This is a genomic window from Micromonospora citrea (assembly GCF_900090315.1).
In the GTDB taxonomy this organism is placed as follows: Bacteria; Actinomycetota; Actinomycetes; order Mycobacteriales; family Micromonosporaceae; genus Micromonospora; species Micromonospora citrea.
This window is the reverse complement of sequence record NZ_FMHZ01000002.1, coordinates 5264536-5283607: the sequence shown is the minus strand read 5'-3', so window position 1 is coordinate 5283607 and position 19072 is coordinate 5264536. Positions and strand designations below refer to the sequence as shown.

The 19072-nt window shown below is 72.8% G+C and carries 16 protein-coding genes; 12 read left to right on the top strand and 4 right to left on the bottom strand.

The features are described 5' to 3' along the window. Positions 1 to 119 precede the first annotated feature (119 nt). From lpdA to GA0070606_RS24190, 6 genes are all read left to right on the top strand, one after another. Entirely contained in the window at positions 120 to 1511 is a 1392-nt protein-coding gene (gene lpdA / locus GA0070606_RS24215; protein ID WP_091104591.1) for a dihydrolipoyl dehydrogenase, read from the top strand. A gap of 66 nt (positions 1512 to 1577) precedes the next feature. Further along, positions 1578 to 3392 (top strand): 2-oxoglutarate dehydrogenase, E2 component, dihydrolipoamide succinyltransferase, encoded by a 1815-nt coding sequence (sucB, locus tag GA0070606_RS24210; protein WP_091104589.1) that lies wholly within the window; start codon positions 1578 to 1580, stop codon positions 3390 to 3392. A 299-nt stretch (positions 3393 to 3691) separates the two neighbouring features. Continuing rightward, the gene (locus GA0070606_RS24205; protein ID WP_091104587.1) at positions 3692 to 5023 is read left to right on the top strand and encodes a low temperature requirement protein A; all 1332 of its coding nucleotides are present in this window, start codon (positions 3692 to 3694) and stop codon (positions 5021 to 5023) included. A 59-nt stretch (positions 5024 to 5082) separates the two neighbouring features. Then, the gene (locus GA0070606_RS24200) at positions 5083 to 5352 is read left to right on the top strand and encodes a type II toxin-antitoxin system Phd/YefM family antitoxin (protein ID WP_091104584.1); all 270 of its coding nucleotides are present in this window, start codon (positions 5083 to 5085) and stop codon (positions 5350 to 5352) included. Further along, the gene (locus tag GA0070606_RS24195; protein ID WP_091104582.1) at positions 5342 to 5758 is read left to right on the top strand and encodes a type II toxin-antitoxin system VapC family toxin; all 417 of its coding nucleotides are present in this window, start codon (positions 5342 to 5344) and stop codon (positions 5756 to 5758) included. The genes GA0070606_RS24200 and GA0070606_RS24195 overlap by 11 nt, the downstream gene beginning before the upstream one ends. 404 nt (positions 5759 to 6162) lie before the next feature. Next, positions 6163 to 7083 (top strand): LLM class flavin-dependent oxidoreductase, encoded by a 921-nt coding sequence (locus GA0070606_RS24190; RefSeq protein ID WP_091104580.1) that lies wholly within the window; start codon positions 6163 to 6165, stop codon positions 7081 to 7083. Between the two features lie 128 nt (positions 7084 to 7211). On the opposite strand, the gene GA0070606_RS24185 is transcribed toward GA0070606_RS24190, so the two are convergent. Beyond that, entirely contained in the window at positions 7212 to 8015 is an 804-nt protein-coding gene (locus GA0070606_RS24185) for an aminotransferase class IV family protein (RefSeq protein WP_091104578.1), read from the bottom strand. A gap of 63 nt (positions 8016 to 8078) precedes the next feature. On the opposite strand from GA0070606_RS24185, the gene GA0070606_RS24180 reads away from it, so the two are divergent. Beyond that, the gene (locus GA0070606_RS24180) at positions 8079 to 8441 is read left to right on the top strand and encodes a MerR family transcriptional regulator (protein WP_091104575.1); all 363 of its coding nucleotides are present in this window, start codon (positions 8079 to 8081) and stop codon (positions 8439 to 8441) included. Between the two features lie 183 nt (positions 8442 to 8624). On the opposite strand, the gene GA0070606_RS24175 is transcribed toward GA0070606_RS24180, so the two are convergent. After that, positions 8625 to 10259, bottom strand: a complete 1635-nt coding sequence (locus GA0070606_RS24175; protein WP_245724789.1) for a cellulose-binding protein — start codon at positions 10257 to 10259, stop codon at positions 8625 to 8627. A gap of 390 nt (positions 10260 to 10649) precedes the next feature. Here GA0070606_RS24175 and GA0070606_RS24170 point away from each other — a divergent pair, with 390 nt between their 5' ends. Further along, positions 10650 to 11552 carry a TIGR01777 family oxidoreductase gene (locus tag GA0070606_RS24170; protein ID WP_091108108.1) on the top strand — a complete coding sequence of 301 codons (903 nt, stop codon included), beginning with the start codon at positions 10650 to 10652 and terminating at the stop codon, positions 11550 to 11552. Between the two features lie 110 nt (positions 11553 to 11662). Here GA0070606_RS24170 and GA0070606_RS24165 read toward each other — a convergent pair whose 3' ends face one another. After that, positions 11663 to 12898 carry an extracellular catalytic domain type 1 short-chain-length polyhydroxyalkanoate depolymerase gene (locus GA0070606_RS24165; RefSeq protein WP_091104573.1) on the bottom strand — a complete coding sequence of 412 codons (1236 nt, stop codon included), beginning with the start codon at positions 12896 to 12898 and terminating at the stop codon, positions 11663 to 11665. Positions 12899 to 13059: 161 nt separating this feature from the next. On the opposite strand from GA0070606_RS24165, the gene GA0070606_RS24160 reads away from it, so the two are divergent. The 3 genes from GA0070606_RS24160 to GA0070606_RS24150 all read left to right on the top strand — a co-directional run bounded on the left by GA0070606_RS24160 (position 13060) and on the right by GA0070606_RS24150 (position 16009). Beyond that, positions 13060 to 14880 (top strand): TgpA N-terminal domain-containing protein, encoded by a 1821-nt coding sequence (locus GA0070606_RS24160; protein ID WP_091104571.1) that lies wholly within the window; start codon positions 13060 to 13062, stop codon positions 14878 to 14880. A gap of 91 nt (positions 14881 to 14971) precedes the next feature. Continuing rightward, the gene (gene lipB, locus GA0070606_RS24155; RefSeq protein ID WP_091104568.1) at positions 14972 to 15613 is read left to right on the top strand and encodes a lipoyl(octanoyl) transferase LipB; all 642 of its coding nucleotides are present in this window, start codon (positions 14972 to 14974) and stop codon (positions 15611 to 15613) included. A gap of 3 nt (positions 15614 to 15616) precedes the next feature. Continuing rightward, a complete protein-coding gene (locus GA0070606_RS24150) occupies positions 15617 to 16009 on the top strand; it encodes a VOC family protein (protein WP_091104565.1) in 393 nt (130 codons plus the stop codon). A gap of 130 nt (positions 16010 to 16139) precedes the next feature. Here GA0070606_RS24150 and aspS read toward each other — a convergent pair whose 3' ends face one another. Then, positions 16140 to 17426: an aspartate--tRNA(Asn) ligase gene (aspS, locus tag GA0070606_RS24145; RefSeq protein WP_091104562.1), complete on the bottom strand. Its 1287-nt coding sequence runs from the start codon at positions 17424 to 17426 to the stop codon at positions 16140 to 16142. A 390-nt stretch (positions 17427 to 17816) separates the two neighbouring features. On the opposite strand from aspS, the gene lipA reads away from it, so the two are divergent. Next, positions 17817 to 18866 carry a lipoyl synthase gene (gene lipA, locus GA0070606_RS24140; RefSeq protein ID WP_091104560.1) on the top strand — a complete coding sequence of 350 codons (1050 nt, stop codon included), beginning with the start codon at positions 17817 to 17819 and terminating at the stop codon, positions 18864 to 18866. Positions 18867 to 19072 lie beyond the last annotated feature (206 nt).

Sequence of the window (19072 nt, the reverse complement as noted above, 5' to 3'; positions counted from 1 at the left end):
GTGTCGTTGGGCACCTCACTACGCGCCCTGTGCCCGGTGGTGACAAGATGACCGAGGTGGGGTGTGTTCCGTGATCCTGCCGTGACCCCCGATGCAGCGACGCGACCTGGGAGTTGAGCGTGAGCGAGCCGAACGACGCAACCTTCGACATCGTCATCCTCGGAGGTGGCAGCGGCGGCTACGCGACCGCCCTGCGCGCCGCCCAGCTGGGCCTGACGGTCGCGCTGGTCGAGAAGGGCAAGCTCGGCGGGACCTGCCTGCACAACGGCTGCATCCCGACCAAGGCCCTGCTGCACGCCGCCGAGATCGCCGACCAGACCCGCGAGTCGGAGCAGTTCGGCGTGAAGGCCGAGCTGGTCGGCATCGACATGGCCGCGGTCAACTCGTACAAGGACGGCGTGATCGCCCGGCTCTACAAGGGCCTGCAGGGCATGTTCAAGAGCAACAAGTCGGTCACCGTCATCGAGGGCCACGGCAAGCTGGTCGGCAGGAACGTCGTCGAGGTCGACGGCAAGCGTTACACCGGCCGCAACGTGGTGCTGGCCTCCGGTTCGTACGCGAAGAGCCTGCCCGGCCTGGAGGTCGACGGCGAGCGGGTCATCACCAGCGACCACGCGCTCACCCTCGACCGGGTCCCGTCGTCGGCGATCGTGCTCGGCGGCGGCGTGATCGGCGTCGAGTTCGCCAGTGTGTGGAAGTCCTTCGGGGTCGACGTCACGATCATCGAGGCGCTCCCCCGGCTGGTCGCCGCCGAGGACGAGGAGTCGTCGAAGGCGCTGGAGCGGGCGTTCCGCAAGCGGAAGATCAACTTCAAGGTCGGCAAGCCGTTCGAGAAGGTCGAGAAGACCGACAGCGGCGTCAAGGTCACCATCGCCGGCGGCGAGACCGTCGAGGCGGAGCTGCTGCTGGTCGCCGTCGGCCGCGGCCCCAACACGGCAGACCTCGGCTACGAGGAGCAGGGCGTCAAGATGGACCGCGGCTACGTGCTGACCGACGAGCGGCTGCGCACCAGCGTGCCGAACGTCTACGCGGTCGGCGACATCGTGCCCGGCCTCCAGCTCGCCCACCGCGGCTTCCAGCAGGGCATCTTCGTCGCCGAGGAGATCGCCGGCCAGAACCCGGCCGTGATCGACGAGGCCGGCATCCCCCGGGTCACCTACTCCGACCCGGAGCTGGCGTCGGTCGGTCTGACCGAGGCGAAGGCCAAGGAGCAGTACGGCGCCGACAAGGTCAAGACCTACAACTACAACCTGGGCGGCAACGGCAAGAGCCAGATCCTCAAGACGGCCGGCTTCGTCAAGCTCGTCCGGGTGGAGGACGGCCCCGTCGTCGGCGTGCACATGGTCGGCGCCCGGGTCGGCGAGATGGTCGGCGAGGCGCAGCTCATCTACAACTGGGAGGCGTACCCGGCCGAGGTGGCGCAGCTCGTGCACGCCCACCCGACGCAGAACGAGGCCCTGGGCGAGGCGCACCTGGCCCTCGCCGGCAAGCCGCTGCACGCGCACGCCTGACCACGAAAACCGCGGCGTCCGGCGACGGGCGATGATCCCACCAGGGGAATGAAGGAGTCTTAGAAGATGCCGGTATCGGTCACCATGCCCCGGCTCGGCGAGAGCGTCACCGAGGGCACCGTCACGCGCTGGCTCAAGCAGGAGGGCGACACCGTCGAGGTCGACGAGCCCCTGCTCGAGGTGTCCACCGACAAGGTCGACACCGAGATCCCGTCCCCGGCGGCGGGCGTGCTGAGCCGGATCGTGGTCGGCGAGGACGAGACCGCCGAGGTCGGCAGCGAGCTGGCCGTGATCGCCGGTGAGGGCGAGTCGACCGGCGGCGGCGAGACCGCCCCGCAGCAGGAGGAGCCGGCCGAGGAGGCCGCCGAGGCCGCCGCGGAGCCGCAGGCAGAGGCGGAGCAGCCGGCCGTCGAGGAGCCGCAGGCGCAGGCCGCCCCGGCGCCGTCGGGCGAGGGCACCCCGGTCAAGATGCCGGCCCTCGGCGAGAGCGTCACCGAGGGTACGGTCACCCGCTGGCTCAAGCAGGTCGGCGAGACCGTCGAGGTGGACGAGCCGCTGCTGGAGGTCTCCACCGACAAGGTCGACACCGAGATCCCGTCGCCGGTCGCCGGCACCGTCCTGGAGATCAAGGTCGCCGAGGACGAGACCGCCGCGGTCGGCGCGGACCTGGCCGTCATCGGCGCGGCCGGCGCCGCCCCCGCCGAGGCCAAGCCGGAGCCCAAGGCCAAGCCGGAACCGAAGCCGGAGCCGAAGCCCGAACCGAAGGCCGAGGCCAAGCCGGAGCCCAAGGTCACGGAGCCGACCCCGGGCATGTCCTACAACGAGCCGTCGGCGGAGGCCGAGGTGTCGGCGCAGCCGGCACAGGCCGAGCAGAAGGCCGTGCCGTCGGCCCCCGCGCCGCAGCGCCCGTCGGCACCCGCCCAGGGCGGCGGCGAGGAGGCGGCCGGCTACGTGACCCCGCTGGTGCGCAAGCTCGCCAGCGAGCACGGTGTCGACCTGGCCTCGGTCAACGGCACCGGCGTCGGCGGCCGGATCCGCAAGCAGGACGTGCTGGAGGCGGCGGAGAAGGCCAAGGCGGCCAAGGCCGCGCCGGCTCCCGCGCAGCAGCCCGCCGCGGCCCCGGCGGCGAAGCCGGCCGCCAAGCCGCAGCCGAGCGCGAAGCGCGGCACCACCGAGAAGCTGCCCCGCATCCGCGCCACCATCGCCAAGCGGATGCAGCAGTCGCTGCACGAGATGGCGCAGCTGACCACCGTGGTCGAGGTGGACGTCACCAAGGTCGCCAAGCTGCGGGCCCGCGCCAAGGACGCGTTCCAGCAGCGGCACGGCGTGAAGCTGTCGTTCCTGCCGTTCTTCGCCCTCGCGGCCGTGGAGGCGTTGCAGACCTACCCGATCGTCAACGCCAGCATGGACCTGGAGGCGGGCACGATCACCTACCCCGACGCCGAGCACCTCGGCATCGCGGTGGACACCGAGCGCGGCCTGATGGTCCCGGTCATCCACGGCGCGGGCGACCTGAACCTGGGTGGCATCGCCAAGCGGATCGCCGACCTGGCCGAGCGCACCCGCACCAACAAGATCAGCCCGGACGAGATCGCGGGCGCGACCTTCACGCTGACCAACACCGGCAGCCGGGGTGCGCTCTTCGACACCCCGATCGTGCCGTCGCCGCAGTCGGCGATGCTCGGCACGGGTGCCGTGGTCAAGCGCCCGGTCGTGGTCAACGACCCCGAGCTGGGTGAGGTCGTCGCCGTCCGGTCGATGGTCTACCTGGCCCTGTCGTACGACCACCGGCTGATCGACGGCGCGGACGCCGCCCGCTTCCTGGTCGCGATCAAGGAGCGGCTGGAGGCCGGCAACTTCGAGGCCGAGCTGGGCCTGTAGTTCCCGCACGACACGCCAGGGCGCCCCGGTCACCGGCCGGGGCGCCCTCGTCGTCGTCGACCCGTCCGAGCCCGCCCCGGCCCTCGGCGCCGGTCGCGGCCCTCGCGCGGCGGCGACGAGGTTGGTGACGCCGTCGGTGCCGTAGAAGATCGCGTCGGTGGCCACGGGCGGGTCCAGCGACGCCTGGGCCGCCGCCCGGCGTGGGAGGACGGGAGTCCGCGCCGTGGCGGCCGCCGGCCGGGGATCCTCGGTGGCCCGATTCCGGCGCGGCACGGCCGGGACGCTGCCAGAGTGGGTTGGTGGGCGGCTTCCGGTGGGGCAAGCGGTTGGGCCCCGCCGTCGCGATCGCCCCAGGCGCCCGGGTCGACCGGTTCGAGATCTTCTTCGACCTGGTCTTCGTCTTCTCGTTCTTCATCATCACCAGGGCCACCGCCGCCCACGTCACCGGTCAACAACTGTTCCACGCCCTGCTCGTGCTCACCGTGCTCTGGTGGGTGTGGGTGGTGCACTGCGTGGTGGCCACCCGCGTCCGGCTCGGCGAGGGCTTCGTGCCGGCGCTGATGGTGGTCGGGATGGCCGCGCTGTTCTGCTTCGCGCTCTCCCTCCCCCAGGCGTTCGGCGACGTGCGGGAGGTCTCGGCCGGGCCGATGGTCGTCGCGCTGAGCTACCTGGTGATCCGGCTCGTGCACGTGCTGCTGTACTGGCACGTCGCACGGGAGCGACCCGGCGAACGCCGGATGCTGCTCAAGTACTCCCCCGAGCTGACCACCAGCACCCTGCTGCTCACGGCGGCCGCGCTGATCCCGCCGCAGATCGACGACCCGGGCCGGGCCGCGCTGGTGCGCGACGGGCTCTGGATCGGCGTCGTCGTGCTCCAGTACGGCATGGGCCTGGTCGCCGGCGCCTGGGGCTGGACGGTGACCTCCGCCGAGCACTGGACCGAGCGCTACGACCTCATCCTGATCATCGCGCTGGGCGAGTCGGTCATCTCCGTCGGCGTCGGCAGCGACCTGCTCGGCCAGCCCCCGACCTGGTCGGCGGTGACCGCGGCGGTGCTCGGCATCTTCTTCACGGCCGCGCTGTGGTGGGCGCACTACGACGTGATCGGTCCGGCCGCCCGGATCGCCCTGCACGCGGCGGAGGGCCGTTCCCGGGTGGCGATGGCCCGGGACGCGTACGCCTACCTCCACCTGCCGATGATCGCCGGGATCATCCTGTTCGCGCTCGGCGCGGAGGAGATCGTGCACGCCGTCGCCGACCCGGAGGTGCCCATCGCCGAGCCGGTGGCCGGCCCCAGCGTGGCGCTGCTCTTCGGCGGGGTGATCTGCTTCCTGTGCGCGAACATGCTGTTCCAGCTGCGCACCCTGCACACCCTCTCCTGGACCAGGGTCGGCACCGTCGTCCTGCTCGCCGCCGCCGTACCGGTGGGCTACCGGCTGCCGGGCCTGGCCACCCTCGCCCTGCTCACGGCGATCTGCGTCGGCATGGTGGCGGTCGAGGCGGTGGTGATGGCGGACTCCCGACGAGCCCTCCGCGAGGCGGTCTTCGAGGAGCGGACCACCCACGAGGCGCACGAGGCCGCCTGGCGCGGCCGCTGGCGCGAGCGCGCCCCCGAGGAGCCGTCGACCTGACACCGCAAGGAATCCCGCGGGTCGTAGCACTTCGTAGCACACCGACCTAGAATTACTCCGTGGCAGACCACGCTCATCGGGAGATAACGCAACGAGAGCTGCGCAACGAGTCGGGCGCGATCATGCGTAACGTCGAGCGTGGCGAATCCTTCGTCATCACACGAAACGGCACGCCGATCGGAAAGCTCATCCCGCTGCGCCGGCGCACCTTCGTGCCGCGGGCCGAGGTGCTCGCCGCCTTCGCCACGGCCCCCGTGCTCGACGCCGAGGCCTTCCGCGCAGACATCGACTCGTCGGTGGAGCAGGACCCGTTCAGCCGTGAGTGGTGAGCCGCCGGTTCGTGGCCTGATCGACACGAACATCGTGATCCACCTCAGCGCCCTGGCTCCGGAGGAACTGCCGGACGAGATGGTCATCAGTGCGGTGACACTCGCGGAACTGTCCGCAGGCCCGCACCACACCGACGACCGCGCCGAGCGGGCCCGACGGACCAGCGTTCTGCAACACGCCGAGGCCATGTTCGAACCGTTACCCTTCGACGCCGAGGCGGCACGGGCCTTCGGCATGATCACCAGTGCGGTGCTGACGACCGGGCGCACCACTCGCCGTCGGCTGGCGGACCTGATGATCGCTTCCATCGCGTACACGAACGGCCTGTCGCTCTACACCACCAACCCGAGCGACTTCGTGGGACTGGAGAAGCTGGTAGAGGTCATGTCCGTCCGGCGTCCCTGAACGGTTTCGTCGCACCCGCCCTCACTGTCGTAGGCTGGCCGCAGCGTCGCGGTGCACCCGGCAAGTAAACCGCCGAGGGCACGGAGGCGCGGGACAGCGTGGGACACATGTGCATCCATCCACGCCGGACGAGTGCCTGCGGGCCTTCGGCAACCAGCTGATCGAGATCCACCTCTGACTCCGCGAGGAGCTCACCCGCACTCGCGACGGGCTGGGCGAGCCCGGTGTACGACCCCGGGACCTGCGGACCCACTGCCTGGCCTTTCTGCGCGGCGCTGACCACCGGCACCACCGGAGGTCTCCTCGGGCCCCCGTCCCGCCGCCCGAGGGCGGGCAGGTCTGCCGGTAGCAGAATCAGCGGCGTCGGGCTGGTCGGACCGCCTCCCGCCCGGCAGGGTGGGCGCATGGCGATCTTCTCCCTCCAGGCCACCCCGTCCGACGGCCCGAGCTGGCTGGACCTGGCCCGCCGCGCCGAGGCCGCCGGTTTCGACAGCCTCTCCACCGCCGACCACCCGGGCCGGACGACCTCGCCGTTCGTCGCCCTGGCCGCCGCCGCGGCGGTGACGTCGAGGATCGGCCTCGGCTCGTACGTCTCCAACGCCGGCATCCGGGAGCCGATGCTGCTCGCCTCGGACGTGGCCACCCTCGACCTGCTCTCCGGCGGGCGCGCGTGGCTCGGCCTCGGCGCCGGCCACACCCCGGCCGAGTGGCGCGCGGTCGGGCGGGAACGCCCCGACGTCGCCGGCCGGGTGCGTCGCTGCCTGGCCGTCGCCGAGGCCGTCCGCGCCCTCCTCGACGGTGAGGAGGTCACCGTCGACACCCCCGACCTGGTCGTGCGGGGCGCTCGGCTGGACACGCCGCGCCCGGTGCGGCGCGTCCCGCTGACGCTCGGCACGGCGAACTCGGCGCTGCTGCGCTGGGCCGGCGCCCACGCCGACGTGGTCGGGCTGGCCGGCCTGGGCCGCACCCTGCCCGACGGCTACATGCACGAGGTGCGCTGGCGCGAGGCCGACATCGAGGCGCAACTGGCCTGCGTGGCGGCCGGGGCGGCCGGGCGCGCCGAACCGCCGGTGCTGGAGGCGCTCGTGCAGCACGTCGCCGTCACCGACGACGCCGAGGCCGCCGCCGCGCAGTTCGCCGGGCAGACCGGCCTGACCGTCGCCGAACTGATGGCCACGCCGTTCGTGCTGATCGGCACCGAGGACGAGATCGTCGCGGCGGTCGCCGCCCACCGCCGTCGCTGGGGCGTCACCCGGTTCGTCGTCCGCGCCGACGCGCTCGACCCGCTCACGCCGGTGCTGGCCCGCCTGACGGCCACCGGCTGAGCGATCGTCACCGACGCCGCCCGCCACTGCTGATCCGGGGCCCGGGGCGCCGCGGGTCCAGCAGACGTCCCCGCCGGCGCCCGGGCGCCGCACCGGCCGGTCCCCTCGACCGCCGGCGGGGAGCAGCGCTACGGCGAGGTGAGCGGCTCGGCCCGGTAGGCACGGTGGAGCAGCTCCACGAAGCCCGGCGCCTCCGGCAGGGGCACGGAGTCGATCCGGCGCAGCGCCACGCCCGGCGTCCACGAGTTCATGACCACGCCCCCGGCCAGCGTGGGCAGGTCGGCGAGCGTGACCTCCCGGACGCGTTGGGGAACACTGAGGCGGTCCAACTGGCGGCGGACGATGCCCATGGTGGTCCCGCCCAGCACCTCGGCCTCCGGCCACACCACGGCGGTGCCGTCCCAGAAGGCGAGGTTCCAGATGGACGCCTCGCTGAGCCGACCCCGACGGTCGACGAAGGCGGCGTCGTCGAAACCCTGCCCGACGGCCTGACGGAGGAAGTACGTCTTGGCGACCTCGCCGACGTGCTTGAAGGTGGGGAGGACTCGCTCGTGCTCGACCGTCGCCAGTGCCAGCGGGCCCTCCGGACCGGACGCGGCCGGCCCGGTGCGGACCAGCACCTCCAGCTCGATGTCGGCACCCGCGACGGTGAACTCACCCGCCGGCGAGTAGACCGTGGCCACCAGTGAGAGGTCGGCCGGACCGGCCGCCACCGCCGCGCGGAGGAAGGACCGCACGCGATCGTCGGGCAGCGCCTGGCCGAACATCTCGAGGGAGGCGGAGCGCAGCCGTTCCAGGTGCAGGTCGAGGCCCCGGATCCCGCCGTCGCGCACCTGCATGGCGGTGAAGTGGGCATAGCCGGCGAAGGCGAGCGGCGCGAGGTCCTCGGCGGTTGCCGCCCGGCCGTTGCGGTGAACTACGAAAGAGGTCATGTCCGGACCGTAGAATCTGCCACCGGTGTGAGTTTCAAGCGCGCATGAGGGGGATCACACGACATGAAGATCGGGGATCTGGCGCGTGCGACCGGCGTCAGCCCGCGCCTGCTGCGCTACTACGAGGAGCAGGGGCTGCTCACCTCGCATCGCGCCGGAGGCGGCCACCGGCGCTACGCCGAGGACGCCGTGGCCACCGTCCGTCACATCAGGGCGCTGCTCGCCGCCGGCCTGCCCACCAGCGTCATCCGGGAGGTGCTGCCCTGCGTCGAGGGCCCGGGCTTGGAGTTGGAGCACTGTGCGGCGCCGACGCTGCGCGTACAGCTCGACAGCCTGGACGGCAAGATCTCCGCCCTGCAGGACGCACGGTCCGCACTCGCCGGCATCCTCGCCACCACCGCCCCCGACGGAGCGGTACCCGGTTAGGCGCTGACTTCGCCAGCCGCAGCAACGTCGTCACAAGGGTGCGCCGGATTCGGCACGCAGGTGTGGCGGAATGCCGGAAACGGCCACCGATCCCGCTCTCAGCGCGTCCCACGGGGAGTGCGGCCGGGGTACGTGGGTCTGGTGGGACGCCGTCACCCCGGCGGTGCGACGGCGTCCCACCCCTCACGGGATGACCACCCTGCCGCCGAAGGTCACGACCAGGCGGCCGTCGGACGCGAAGGACCAGCCCAGGGCGCCGGAGTACTGGGAGCACCGGGATCCGTTGGTGCCGGACCAGAACTGGTTCGAGCTGTCGGAGTTGCCGACGATCTTGTCGTTCGAGCCGCCGTCGCACGAGGTGTTGTTCCGGAACACCGAGGAGCCGCCATCGAAGGTGAAGTTGCGTTCGGTGTTGCCGATGCTGGCGTTGTTCGACACCTGCATGGTGCCCAGATTGCGGTTGTAGGTGAATCCGTGCTTGCCGTTGTCGTAGGCGATGTTGCCCCGGACGATGTGGTTCACCCCGATGTCCTCGCCACCGAGCTTGTAGCCGTTGCGGTCGCCGGCCCCGGCCTGGCCGCCGTTGCTGAGGGTGCCGTTGCCGTAGGCGAGCGAGGACTCGATGGTCACCGCGCCGATGGCCCCGGTGTCGCTCTTGGTGTAGAGGTCGTAGCCGTCGTCGATGTTGTTGTGGGCCACGGTGTAGCGGAAGACGTTGCCGGGGCCGACGGTGAGCTTCGGGGCGAAACCGTCGGCGTCCTCACCGTCGGAGTCGACGTTGTCGTGCGACACGGTGCTGACCACGAGGTTGTTGGAGGGCCACTGGTCGCGGGGCGCGTTGGCCACCAGCCGCGAGAGCTGGAGCCCGGAGTCCCGGTTGTGGCGGGTCACCGTACGCTCGATGATGTTGTTGTTTCCGGCGAGCAGGATGCCGTTGTCCCCGGCCCGCTCGACGATGATGCCGCGGATGTGCCAGTACGATCCGCCCACCGCGAGGCCACGGTTCGCCGGGTCCTCGCTCTGGGCCGAGAAGTTCAGGATCGGGGTCTCGCCCGGGTAGGCGAAGATGTTCTTGCGCGCGCTCGACGTGCCGTTGTTGCCCTGCCCGATGGTGATGGTCTGCGAGTAGCGGTAGGTGCCGCCGCGCAGGTAGATCGTGCCGCCGGCGGCGATCCGGGTGATCGCGGAGGTGAGCGTCGTCGGGTTGGCCTCCGTGCCGGCCGCGCCGTCGGTGCCGGTCGGCGCCACGTACAGCGTGCCGCCTGACGGCGGGGGTGTGGTCGGCGGGGGCGTGGTCGGCGGCGGGGTGGTGGGCGGCGGAGTCGTCGGCGGCGGGGTGGTGGGCGGCGGAGTGGTCCCGCCCGGGGCGTACGTCTCGAACTCGGCGACCCGCGGGGTACCGGTCGAGCTGGTGATCTCAAAGTTGATCTTGCGCAGCGAGGTGGCGGCGAAGGTGATGGCCCCCGCCCCAGCGCCGCTGGCCAGGGTGGCGCCGGTGTCGTTGTTGACGACCCGCCAGGAGCCGATGGCTCCGACGGCACCGGCCGCCTCCCGGATGTTGATCGAGGCCACGGTGGTGGCGGTGTCCCACTTGATCGAGATGCGGCCGGTCGAGCCGGCCGGCGACCAGTAGGTGCCCATGTCGCCGTCGCGCACGTTGCCGTAACTGGTACCGCTTGCCTTGCTGGAGCCGTCGGAGCCTGCCCCGAGGCTGAGGTTGGTCGCGTCGGCACCGACCGACGCGGGACCGGGACCGCCGGACGCACCCGACGCCTGGGTCATCGGTAGCGCCACGGCGACCGCGGCTGCGGCGGCCACGGCGGCGCCGCCAGCGAGAAGCTTTTGTCGCGTTGCGGTTTTCACTGCTGGACTCCTCAGGAGTAGGCACGGCGCGGGCGCTGCCTTGCCGCCCGACGCCGCAGGTGGCTCCGACACTCTCGACCCGGTCGAGAATCAGAGGCATCAATGGGTTACAGGCTAGGAAAGCGCTTGCCGCAAGGCAAGGGCGGGCACGTGCAGGTTTGTTGCATCCAGCGCTGCGGGCACGACCAGACGTCGACCGCCGGGCGGGGACCGGGGCACCGGTGCGCTGACGGCGCGGGGGAGCCATCCTGCCGAGCCGGGTCGCCGGCGGCTTCACAGCGCCTTCGGCAGGGCTTCGTCCGGCTGACCGCATCCAGGAGTCGGTCCGTACCCGAAGATATGAGCATGCGGATCCTCATGGCCGGCGCGTCCGGTTTCCTCGGCACCCGGCTGGCCCACCGGCTCACGGCGGACGGGCACCAGGTCACCCGGCTGGTCCGCCGACCACCGCGCACCCCCGACGAGCGGCAGTGGAACCCGCCCGCCGCGCAGCTCGACCCGGCGGTCGTGGCCGAGGCGGACGCGGTGGTCAACCTGGCCGGCGCGGGCGTCGGCGACCGGCGGTGGAACGACCGGTACCGCCAGCTGATCCGGTCCAGCCGGGTCGACAGCACCACCACGCTGGCGATCACCATCGCCAGGCTGCCCGACGGCGACCGGCCGCGGGTGCTGCTCAACTCCTCGGCCGTCGGTTGGTACGGCAACACCGGCGACCGGACGGTCGAGGAGGACGCTCCGGCCGGCCAGGGCTTCCTGGCCGACGTCTGCCGGGTCTGGGAGGCCGCGACCCGCCCGGCCGAGGACGCGGGCGTACGCGTGGTGCGGCTGCGCACGGGGCTGCCGCTGCACCGCGACGGCGGGCTGCTCAAGCCGCAGTTGCTGCCGTTCCGGCTGGGCATCGCCGGCCGGCTCGGCAGCGGGCGGCAGTGGCTGCCGTGGATCTCCATGGCGGACTGGCTGGACGCGGCGGCGTTCCTGCTGGCCCGCGACGACATCGCGGGACCGGTCAACGGGGTGGGGCCGGCCCCGGTGACCAACGCCGAGTTCACCCGCGAGCTGGCCCGGCAGCTGCGCCGGCCGGCGATCATCCCGATCCCGGCGGTGGCGTTGAAGGTGGCGCTCGGCGGCTTCGCCCACGAGGCGCTGACGAGCACCCGCGTCCTCCCCGGCGTGCTCACGGAGGCCGGCTTCGCCTACCGCCACCCCACCCTGTCCACCGCCCTCCACGCGGCCCTGACCACCCCCTGACCCCGCCCCTCCCCTCCCTCTCGGCGTTGATCATGAAGTCGGGGTCGCCGCGCTCGGCGCGTCGCGACTTCATGATCAACGCGTCGGAGTGGTAGCGGGTCGGTGGGGGGTCAGCAGCCGATCACCCAGTGGTTGGGGCCGGTCTGCTTGAGGGTGCTGGTGTAGAAGGTGTTGTAGAGGCCCATCCGCTGGCCGGAGCCGTTGGCGTAGGCGTAGCCGCCGGAGTGGTAGGCCCGGCCGGCGGTGACGTGGGCGTAGTTGCTGGCCGTGACGCAGGTCGGGGACGCCGTCGGGGACGCGGTGGGAGTCACCGTCGGGGACGCCGTGGGGCCGGCGGTCGGGGAGGCGGTCGGCGTCGGGCTCGGGGTGGTCCCGCCGTTCAGGCCGAAGAAGACCGCGTCGTGGTAGGCGGAGCAGATGGTGTCGAGCAGGTACGGGGCGGCGGTGCCGCACTGGTCGGCGGCCGCACCGGGGTCCACCGGGGTGCCGTGGCCCATGCCGGAGATCCGGTAGACCCGCACGTCGTCGTCGCCGTACACCTCGAGGCTGGTGTTGGCCGGCAGCGACGCCGTGCTGGTCGGAGTCTGGGAGACGCCCCGCACGTCGGTCCACTGGTCGCGCAGCTCGGTGGCGTTGGCCGGCACGACGGTGGAGTCCGAGGTGCCGTGCCAGATGGCGACCCGCGGGCGCGGCCCGGTGTGCCCTGGGTGGGCGGCCCGGACGAGGTTGCCCCACTCCCGCGGGCTCTTGTTCACCCCGCTGTACTGGCAGGTGCTGGTGGAGGCGGGCGGCGAGCAGCGGTACGGCAGGCCGGCGATGACGGAGCCGGCGGCGAAGACGTCCGGGTAGGTGGCGAGCATGACCGCGCTCATCCCCCCGCCCGCGGAGAGCCCGCTGACGAAGACCCGGCTCGGATCGGTGCCGAAATTTGCGCGGGCGTGGTCGACCATCTGCCTGATCGACAGCGCCTCGCCGGAGCCCCGGGTGATGTCCTGCTCGACGAACCAGTTGAAGCAGCTCAGCGGCTGGTTGGCGCTGGACTGCTGCGGCACGATCAGGGCGAACTTCCACTGGTCGGCGAACTTCTGCCAACCGGAGTTGGCGAAGTAGCCGGCGGCGTTCTGGGTGCATCCGTGCAGCAGCACGACCGCCGGGGCTCCGGCCGGCAGGTTGTCCGGTCGGTACGCGTACATGGCGAGGTTGCCGGGGTTGGAGCCGAAGCCGGTGACCTGGGTGAGGGTGGCGGCCTGGGCGGGGGCGGCGAGGGTCACCGCCGCGGTGACGGCGAGGACCAGCCCAGCGACCGCACCGGTCAGCCGGGTGGACAGGGACGGGGAGCGGCGCACGGGGCCTCCTGGGGACGGTTTGTGAACTGGGTCACCCGCGAATTGCCGAGACGTTACGTCGATGCGTCGATGGTGTGACATGGGCCACGCTCACACATTCACCGTCGAGAGGATGTGCGTCCTGACCGGCGTGTCCAGGTCCGGTTGGTAACGTCCGCTGCGTGCCGACCTCCCCGTCCGTGGCGCCCGCGCCGACCCCGCCGCCCCGCGTCACCCGGAACCGCCGGGCCGACCTGATCGTGGCGCTGGTCGCGCTGGCCCTCGCCGTCTGGGTGACCAGCGGGCTGTGGCGGGACCCGAACGCCCGCGCCATCACGGTCAACTCCAGCGACCAGGCGCTCTTCGAGTGGCTGCTGGCCTTCGGCGGGCACGCGGTGACCCACGGCGACAACCCGCTCTTCACCTACCTGGTCAACGTCCCCGACGGGGTCAACCTCGCGGTCAACACCTCGATCACGGTGTACGCGGTGGTCTTCGCCCCGCTGACGTTCCTCGTCGGCCCCTCGGCGACGTTCCTGGTGATCCTCACCCTCAACCTGGCCGCCACCGCGCTCGCCTGGTACTGGCTGCTCTCCCGGCACCTGGTCCGCAGCCCGCTCGCCGCCGCGGTCGGCGGGCTGTTCATCGGCTTCTCCCCCGGCATGGTCTCGCACGCCAACGCCCACCTGAACTGGACCGCCGGCTGGCTGGTGCCGCTGCTGGTCTGGCGGACCTTCGCGCTGCGCGGCTCCCGGCGCCCGCTGCGCGACGGCGCGATCCTCGGCCTGCTCGTCGCCGTCGCCTTCTCCATCGCCGCCGAGGGGCTCTTCTTCACCGCGCTGGCGCTCGGCGTCTTCGTCGCCGTCTGGGCGCTGCACCCGGCCCACCGCGCCGAGGCGCGGGCGGCGCTGCCCGGCTTCCTGCGAGGGCTCGCGGCGACCGCCGTGGTCGCCGGGGTGCTGCTGGCGTACCCGCTCTGGCTGCACTTCGCCGGCCCGCAGCGCTTCCACGGCACCGGCTTCGACGCCGTCATCCACTCCGAGGACGTGGTGGCGTTCGGGGCGTACCCGCGCCGCTCGCTGGCCGGCGAGGTGGGGCTGGGCACCCGGCTGGCGCCCAACCCGACGGAGGAGAACTCGTTCTTCGGGCTCCCCCTGCTGCTGCTCGCCGTCGCGTGCTTCGTGGCGCTGTGGCGCCGGGCCGACGCGGGTCGCCGGGCGACACTGTGGGCGCTGGGCGTGACCGCCGTTGTCTTCACGGTGCTCTCGTTCGGGCCCGAGGCCAAGGTCGACGGGCGGCGCACCGACCTGCCGATGCCGTTCGACCTGCTCGGGCACCTGCCGGTGGTGAACGCCGCCCTGCCCGCCCGGCTGGCGCTGGTGGTGGCGCCGGTGATCGGGGTGCTGCTCGCGTACGCCGTCGACCTGTTGCGCGCCGACCCGCCCCGGCGTCCGGCCGCCCGGCGGGCCTGGTGGGCGGCGTTCGCGGTGGCGCTGCTGCCGCTGCTGCCGACCCCGCTGCTGACCATCGAGCGCGAGCCGATCCCCCGGTTCGTCACCGCCGGCACCTGGCGCGACCACGTCTCCCCGGGCGGGGTGCTGACCCCGGTGCCGCTGACCCTCGACGTCTATCCCGACGGGCAGCGCTGGCAGGCGTACGCCCTGGCGCACCGACAGGGCGAGTTCGCCATCCCCTCCGGTTTCTTCCTCGGGCCGGGCGGCCCCGACGGCCGGGGCCGGATCGGCCCGACGCCGCGCCCGTTCGGCGCGCTGGTGGACCAGGCGGGACGGACCGGGCTGGTGCCGATCGTCACCGAGGGCACCATCCAGGAGGTCCGCGCCGACCTGCGGCACTGGCGGATCGAGACGATCGTGCTGGCCGACGAGGTGCACGGGGCGAAGTGGCCGGTCGACGAAGAGGCGATCCGGCGCACCGTGACCGCGTTGCTCGGCCCGCCCGAGCGGGTCGACGACGTGTGGCTCTGGCGCGTCCCGCAGGGCTGAGCCCGGTCACCCGGGCCGCCCCGTCGCCGGGTCCTCCTCGTGAGCCGCGTCACCGGAGGTGACCGGTCGGTACGGGTCTAGGCTTGGCGGCGTGACCACGACGACCCCCGGCCTCACGGCCGTCCGCGCCGGCGTCCTCGACTACCAGGCCGCCTGGGACGAGCAGCGTCGACTGCACGAGTCGGTGGTGGCCGGGGAGCGCGGCGACACCGTGCTGCTCCTGGAGCACCCGAGCGTCTACACAGCCGGCAAGCGCACCGAGCCGTGGGACCGGCCGATGGACGGCACCCCGGTCGTCGACGTGGACCGGGGCGGCAAGATCACCTGGCACGGCCCCGGGCAGCTGGTGGGCTACCCGATCCTGCGGCTGCCCGACCCGGTGGACGTGGTCGCCTACGTCCGCCGCACCGAGCAGTTGCTGATCGACGTCTGCGCCGAGTTCGGGCTGACCGCCGGCCGGGTCGAGGGGCGCAGCGGGGTCTGGGTGCCCGAGGACGACCGGGGGCCGGCCCGCAAGGTGGCCGCCATCGGCATCCGGGTCGCCCGCGGGGTGACCCTGCACGGCTTCTCGGTCAACTGCGACTGCGACCTCGCGTACTTCGACCGGATCGTGCCCTGCGGCATCCGCGACGCCGGGGTCACCTCGCTCACCGCCGAGCTGGGCCGCCCGGTCACCGTGGCCGACGTGCTGCCGGTCGTCGAGCGCCACCTGCCCACCCTCGTCACGGCCTGACCGGTGCGGATCGACCTGGTCACGATCGTCGTCGCCGAGTACGACCCGGCCATCGCGTTCTTCACCGAGGTGCTCGGCTTCGACCTGGTCGAGGATTCGCCCTCGCTGACCAACGACGGCCGCCCGAAGCGCTGGGTCGTCGTCCGGCCGCCCGGCGGGCAGACCGGGCTGCTGCTGGCCCGCGCCGACGGCGACCGGCAGGCGCGGGCGGTGGGCGACCAGGTCGCCGGCCGGGTGGGCTTCTTCCTCCGCGTCGACGACTTCGACGCCGTCCACCGCCGGATGGTCGAGGCGGGCGTCGAGTTCGTGAAGCCGCCCCGCACCGAGCCGTACGGCCGGGTCGCCGTCTTCCGCGACATCGCCGGCAACCTCTGGGACCTCCTCGGCCCACCCTGACCCCCCACCCCCACCCCCGACCCCGCCGCGTTGATCATGACGTTGCCGGCGCGACACGCCGACACCGACGCCGCCAACGTCATGATCAACCACAGCCTGGAGGGCCAGGGCGGGGCGGGGCGGGTCGGGGTCAGGGGGTCAGGCGGTGGAGGTCTCGGGGGAAGGCGGTGACCTCGCGGACGTTGGTCGCGCCGGTGAGGCGGGCCACGAAGCGTTCCAGCCCGATGGCGAAGCCGCCGTGCGGCGGCATGCCGTGCCGGAACGCGTCGACGTAGCCGGCGTACGGCTCGACCGGCTCGCCCCGGGCGGCGAGCGCCGCCAGGTAGTCGGCGTGCCGGTGCAGCCGCTGCCCGCCCGTCACCAGCTCCAGCCCTCGGAACAGCAGGTCGAACCCGTTGGAGTACGCGGGCCGCGCCGGGTCGGGGTGGGTGTAGAAGGGGCGCTTCGCCATCGGGTAGCCGGTCACGAAGAGGAACTCCGAGCCGTGCTCCCGCCGCGCCCACTCCCCCAGCGCCCGCTCGTGCGCCGGCGCCAGGTCCGGCTCGTCGGCCGGCGCGCCGGCGATCCCCAGCGCCTCGGTGAAGTGCACGGCCGGGATCTCCGCCGGCACCTCCGGTGCGGTCACGCCCAGCGTGGCCAGCGCGGCCCCGGCCCGCTCGGTGACGCTGCCCAGCATCCCGGCCAGCGTGTCGCGCAGCACGACCATCACGTCCCGGTGGTCGGCGACGAAGCCCAGCTCGGCGTCGAGCGAGGTGTACTGCGCCAGGTGCCGGACGGTGTCGTGCGGCTCGGCCCGGAACACCGGCCCCACCTCGTAGACCCGCTCGAACACGCCGACCATGAGCTGCTTGTAGAACTGCGGCGACTGGGCCAGGTACGCGGGCCGGCCGAACCAGTCCAGCGCGAAGACGTTCGCCCCGCTCTCGGTGGACGAGCCGACCACCTTCGGGGTGTGGATCTCCACGAAGTCGCGGGCGTCGAGCGCGGCCCGGAAGCCGGCCACCGCCGCCGCCGAGACGCGCAGCGCCGCCGCGCGGGTCGGGTGGCGCAGGGCCACCGAAGCGTGGTCGAGCTGGGTGGGCAGGCTCGCGGTCAGCGCCGGCCGGTACAGGTCGAACGGCGGCGACACGGCGGGCGGGCCGAGCGGTCGTACCGTCGGGGCGGTCAGCTCGACCCCGGCGGGCGCGGTGGGGTTCGCGACCACCGTGCCGCTCACCTCGACGACGGTCTCCTCGCCGAGTTCGCCCAGCTCGGCGCGGACGGCCGGGTCGGTGACCACCACCTGGGCGAGGCCGGCGGAGTCCCGCACGATCAGGAAGGCCACCGACTTGAGCAGCCGGCGGCGGTGCACCCAGCCGGCGATGCGGACGTCCTCGCCGACATGGGCGGAGAGCTGGTGGGAAAGGATGCGTTGCACGGCGTTACCTCCTCGATCAATCGCAACGCGATCCCCGGGAGGTGTGGGCGAGCGGGAACCTCGCGGTGCCACCACACCTTCGCCCCCGCCGTGGCGGGGGCCTCGTTCGTCGCCTTTTCACCGGGGCCAGCCGGGCGGGCTCTACTGGGCGGGGGTGGCGCGTCCGCGTGGTCGCGAGGCGCCGGTCGCCGGCCGTTCTTCCCGCAGCTCGGGAGGGTCTTCGCACGCCGGCGCCAGACCGCCTCGCAGCAACCGGCGGCTCTCTTCAACTGGCGGATCGGGGCGCTACTCGGCTCCGTCACAGCTCTGCCCGGCACGCTAGCACCTCGCGGACGTCCCGTGTGACGCCGTTTTCCCGGTCGCGGTGTGCGGCGTCACAAGACTTCCGGCGTGACGCCGGTCGCCCGCGGTACATCGACGGCCGCCGTCGGGCGTAGGCTCGGTTTCGTGACGATCGAGCACTCCGCGCCGACGACAGGCCAGGCAGCGCGCACCGCGACGCCCGCCCCCGAGGGGCGGCGTCTGCTCCGCATCGAGGCGCGCAACGCCGAGACGCCGATCGAGCGCAAACCGCCGTGGATCAAGGTCAAGGCCAAGATGGGGCCGGAGTACACGCAACTGCGCGGGCTCGTCTCGCGCGAGGGGCTGCACACCGTCTGCCAGGAGGCCGGCTGCCCCAACATCTACGAGTGCTGGGAGGACCGCGAGGCCACCTTCCTCATCGGTGGCGACCAGTGCACCCGGCGCTGCGACTTCTGCCAGATCGACACCGGCAAGCCGGCCGAGTTCGACGCCGACGAGCCCCGCCGCGTCGCCGAGTCGGTGGTCTCGATGGGCCTGCGCTACGCGACGATCACCGGCGTGGCCCGCGACGACCTGCCCGACGGCGGCGCCTGGCTCTACGCCGAGACCGTCCGGCAGATCCACGCCCTCCAGCCCGGCTGCGGCGTCGAACTGCTGATCCCCGACTTCAACGCGGTCCCCGAGCAGCTCGCCGAGGTCTTCGGCGCCCGGCCGGAGGTGCTCGCGCACAACGTGGAGACCGTGCCGCGGATCTTCAAGCGGATTCGGCCGGCGTTCCGCTACGAGCGCTCGCTCGACGTGATCCGCCAGGCCCGCGCCGACGGGCTGGTCACCAAGTCCAACCTGATCCTGGGCATGGGCGAGGAGCGCGCCGAGGTCTCCCAGGCGCTGCGCGACCTGCACGCGGCCGGCTGCGAGCTGATCACCATCACGCAGTACCTGCGCCCCACCCCCCGGCACCACCCGGTCACCCGCTGGGTCAAGCCGGAGGAGTTCGTCGAGCTGCGCGAGGAGGCCGAGGAGATCGGCTTCGCGGGCGTGATGAGCGGGCCGCTGGTGCGCTCGTCCTACCGCGCCGGCCGGCTCTACCGGCAGGCGCTGGAGGCCCGCGAGGGCGCTCCGGTCACCGCCGGCTGACCCGGCCCGGCACCGCCTGACCGCCGTCCCGCCGACCGATGGCCGGCGGGGCAGCGGTGCGCGCCGCCCCGCCGATGCGGCGGTGGTACTCGCCGCCTTGCTCATCCGGTCTGGCGCTCGCCGCCCCGCTCCCATCCGAAACGGCTCTCGCCGCCCCGCTCCCATCCGAAACGGCTCTCGCCGCCCCGCTCCCATCCGAAACGGCT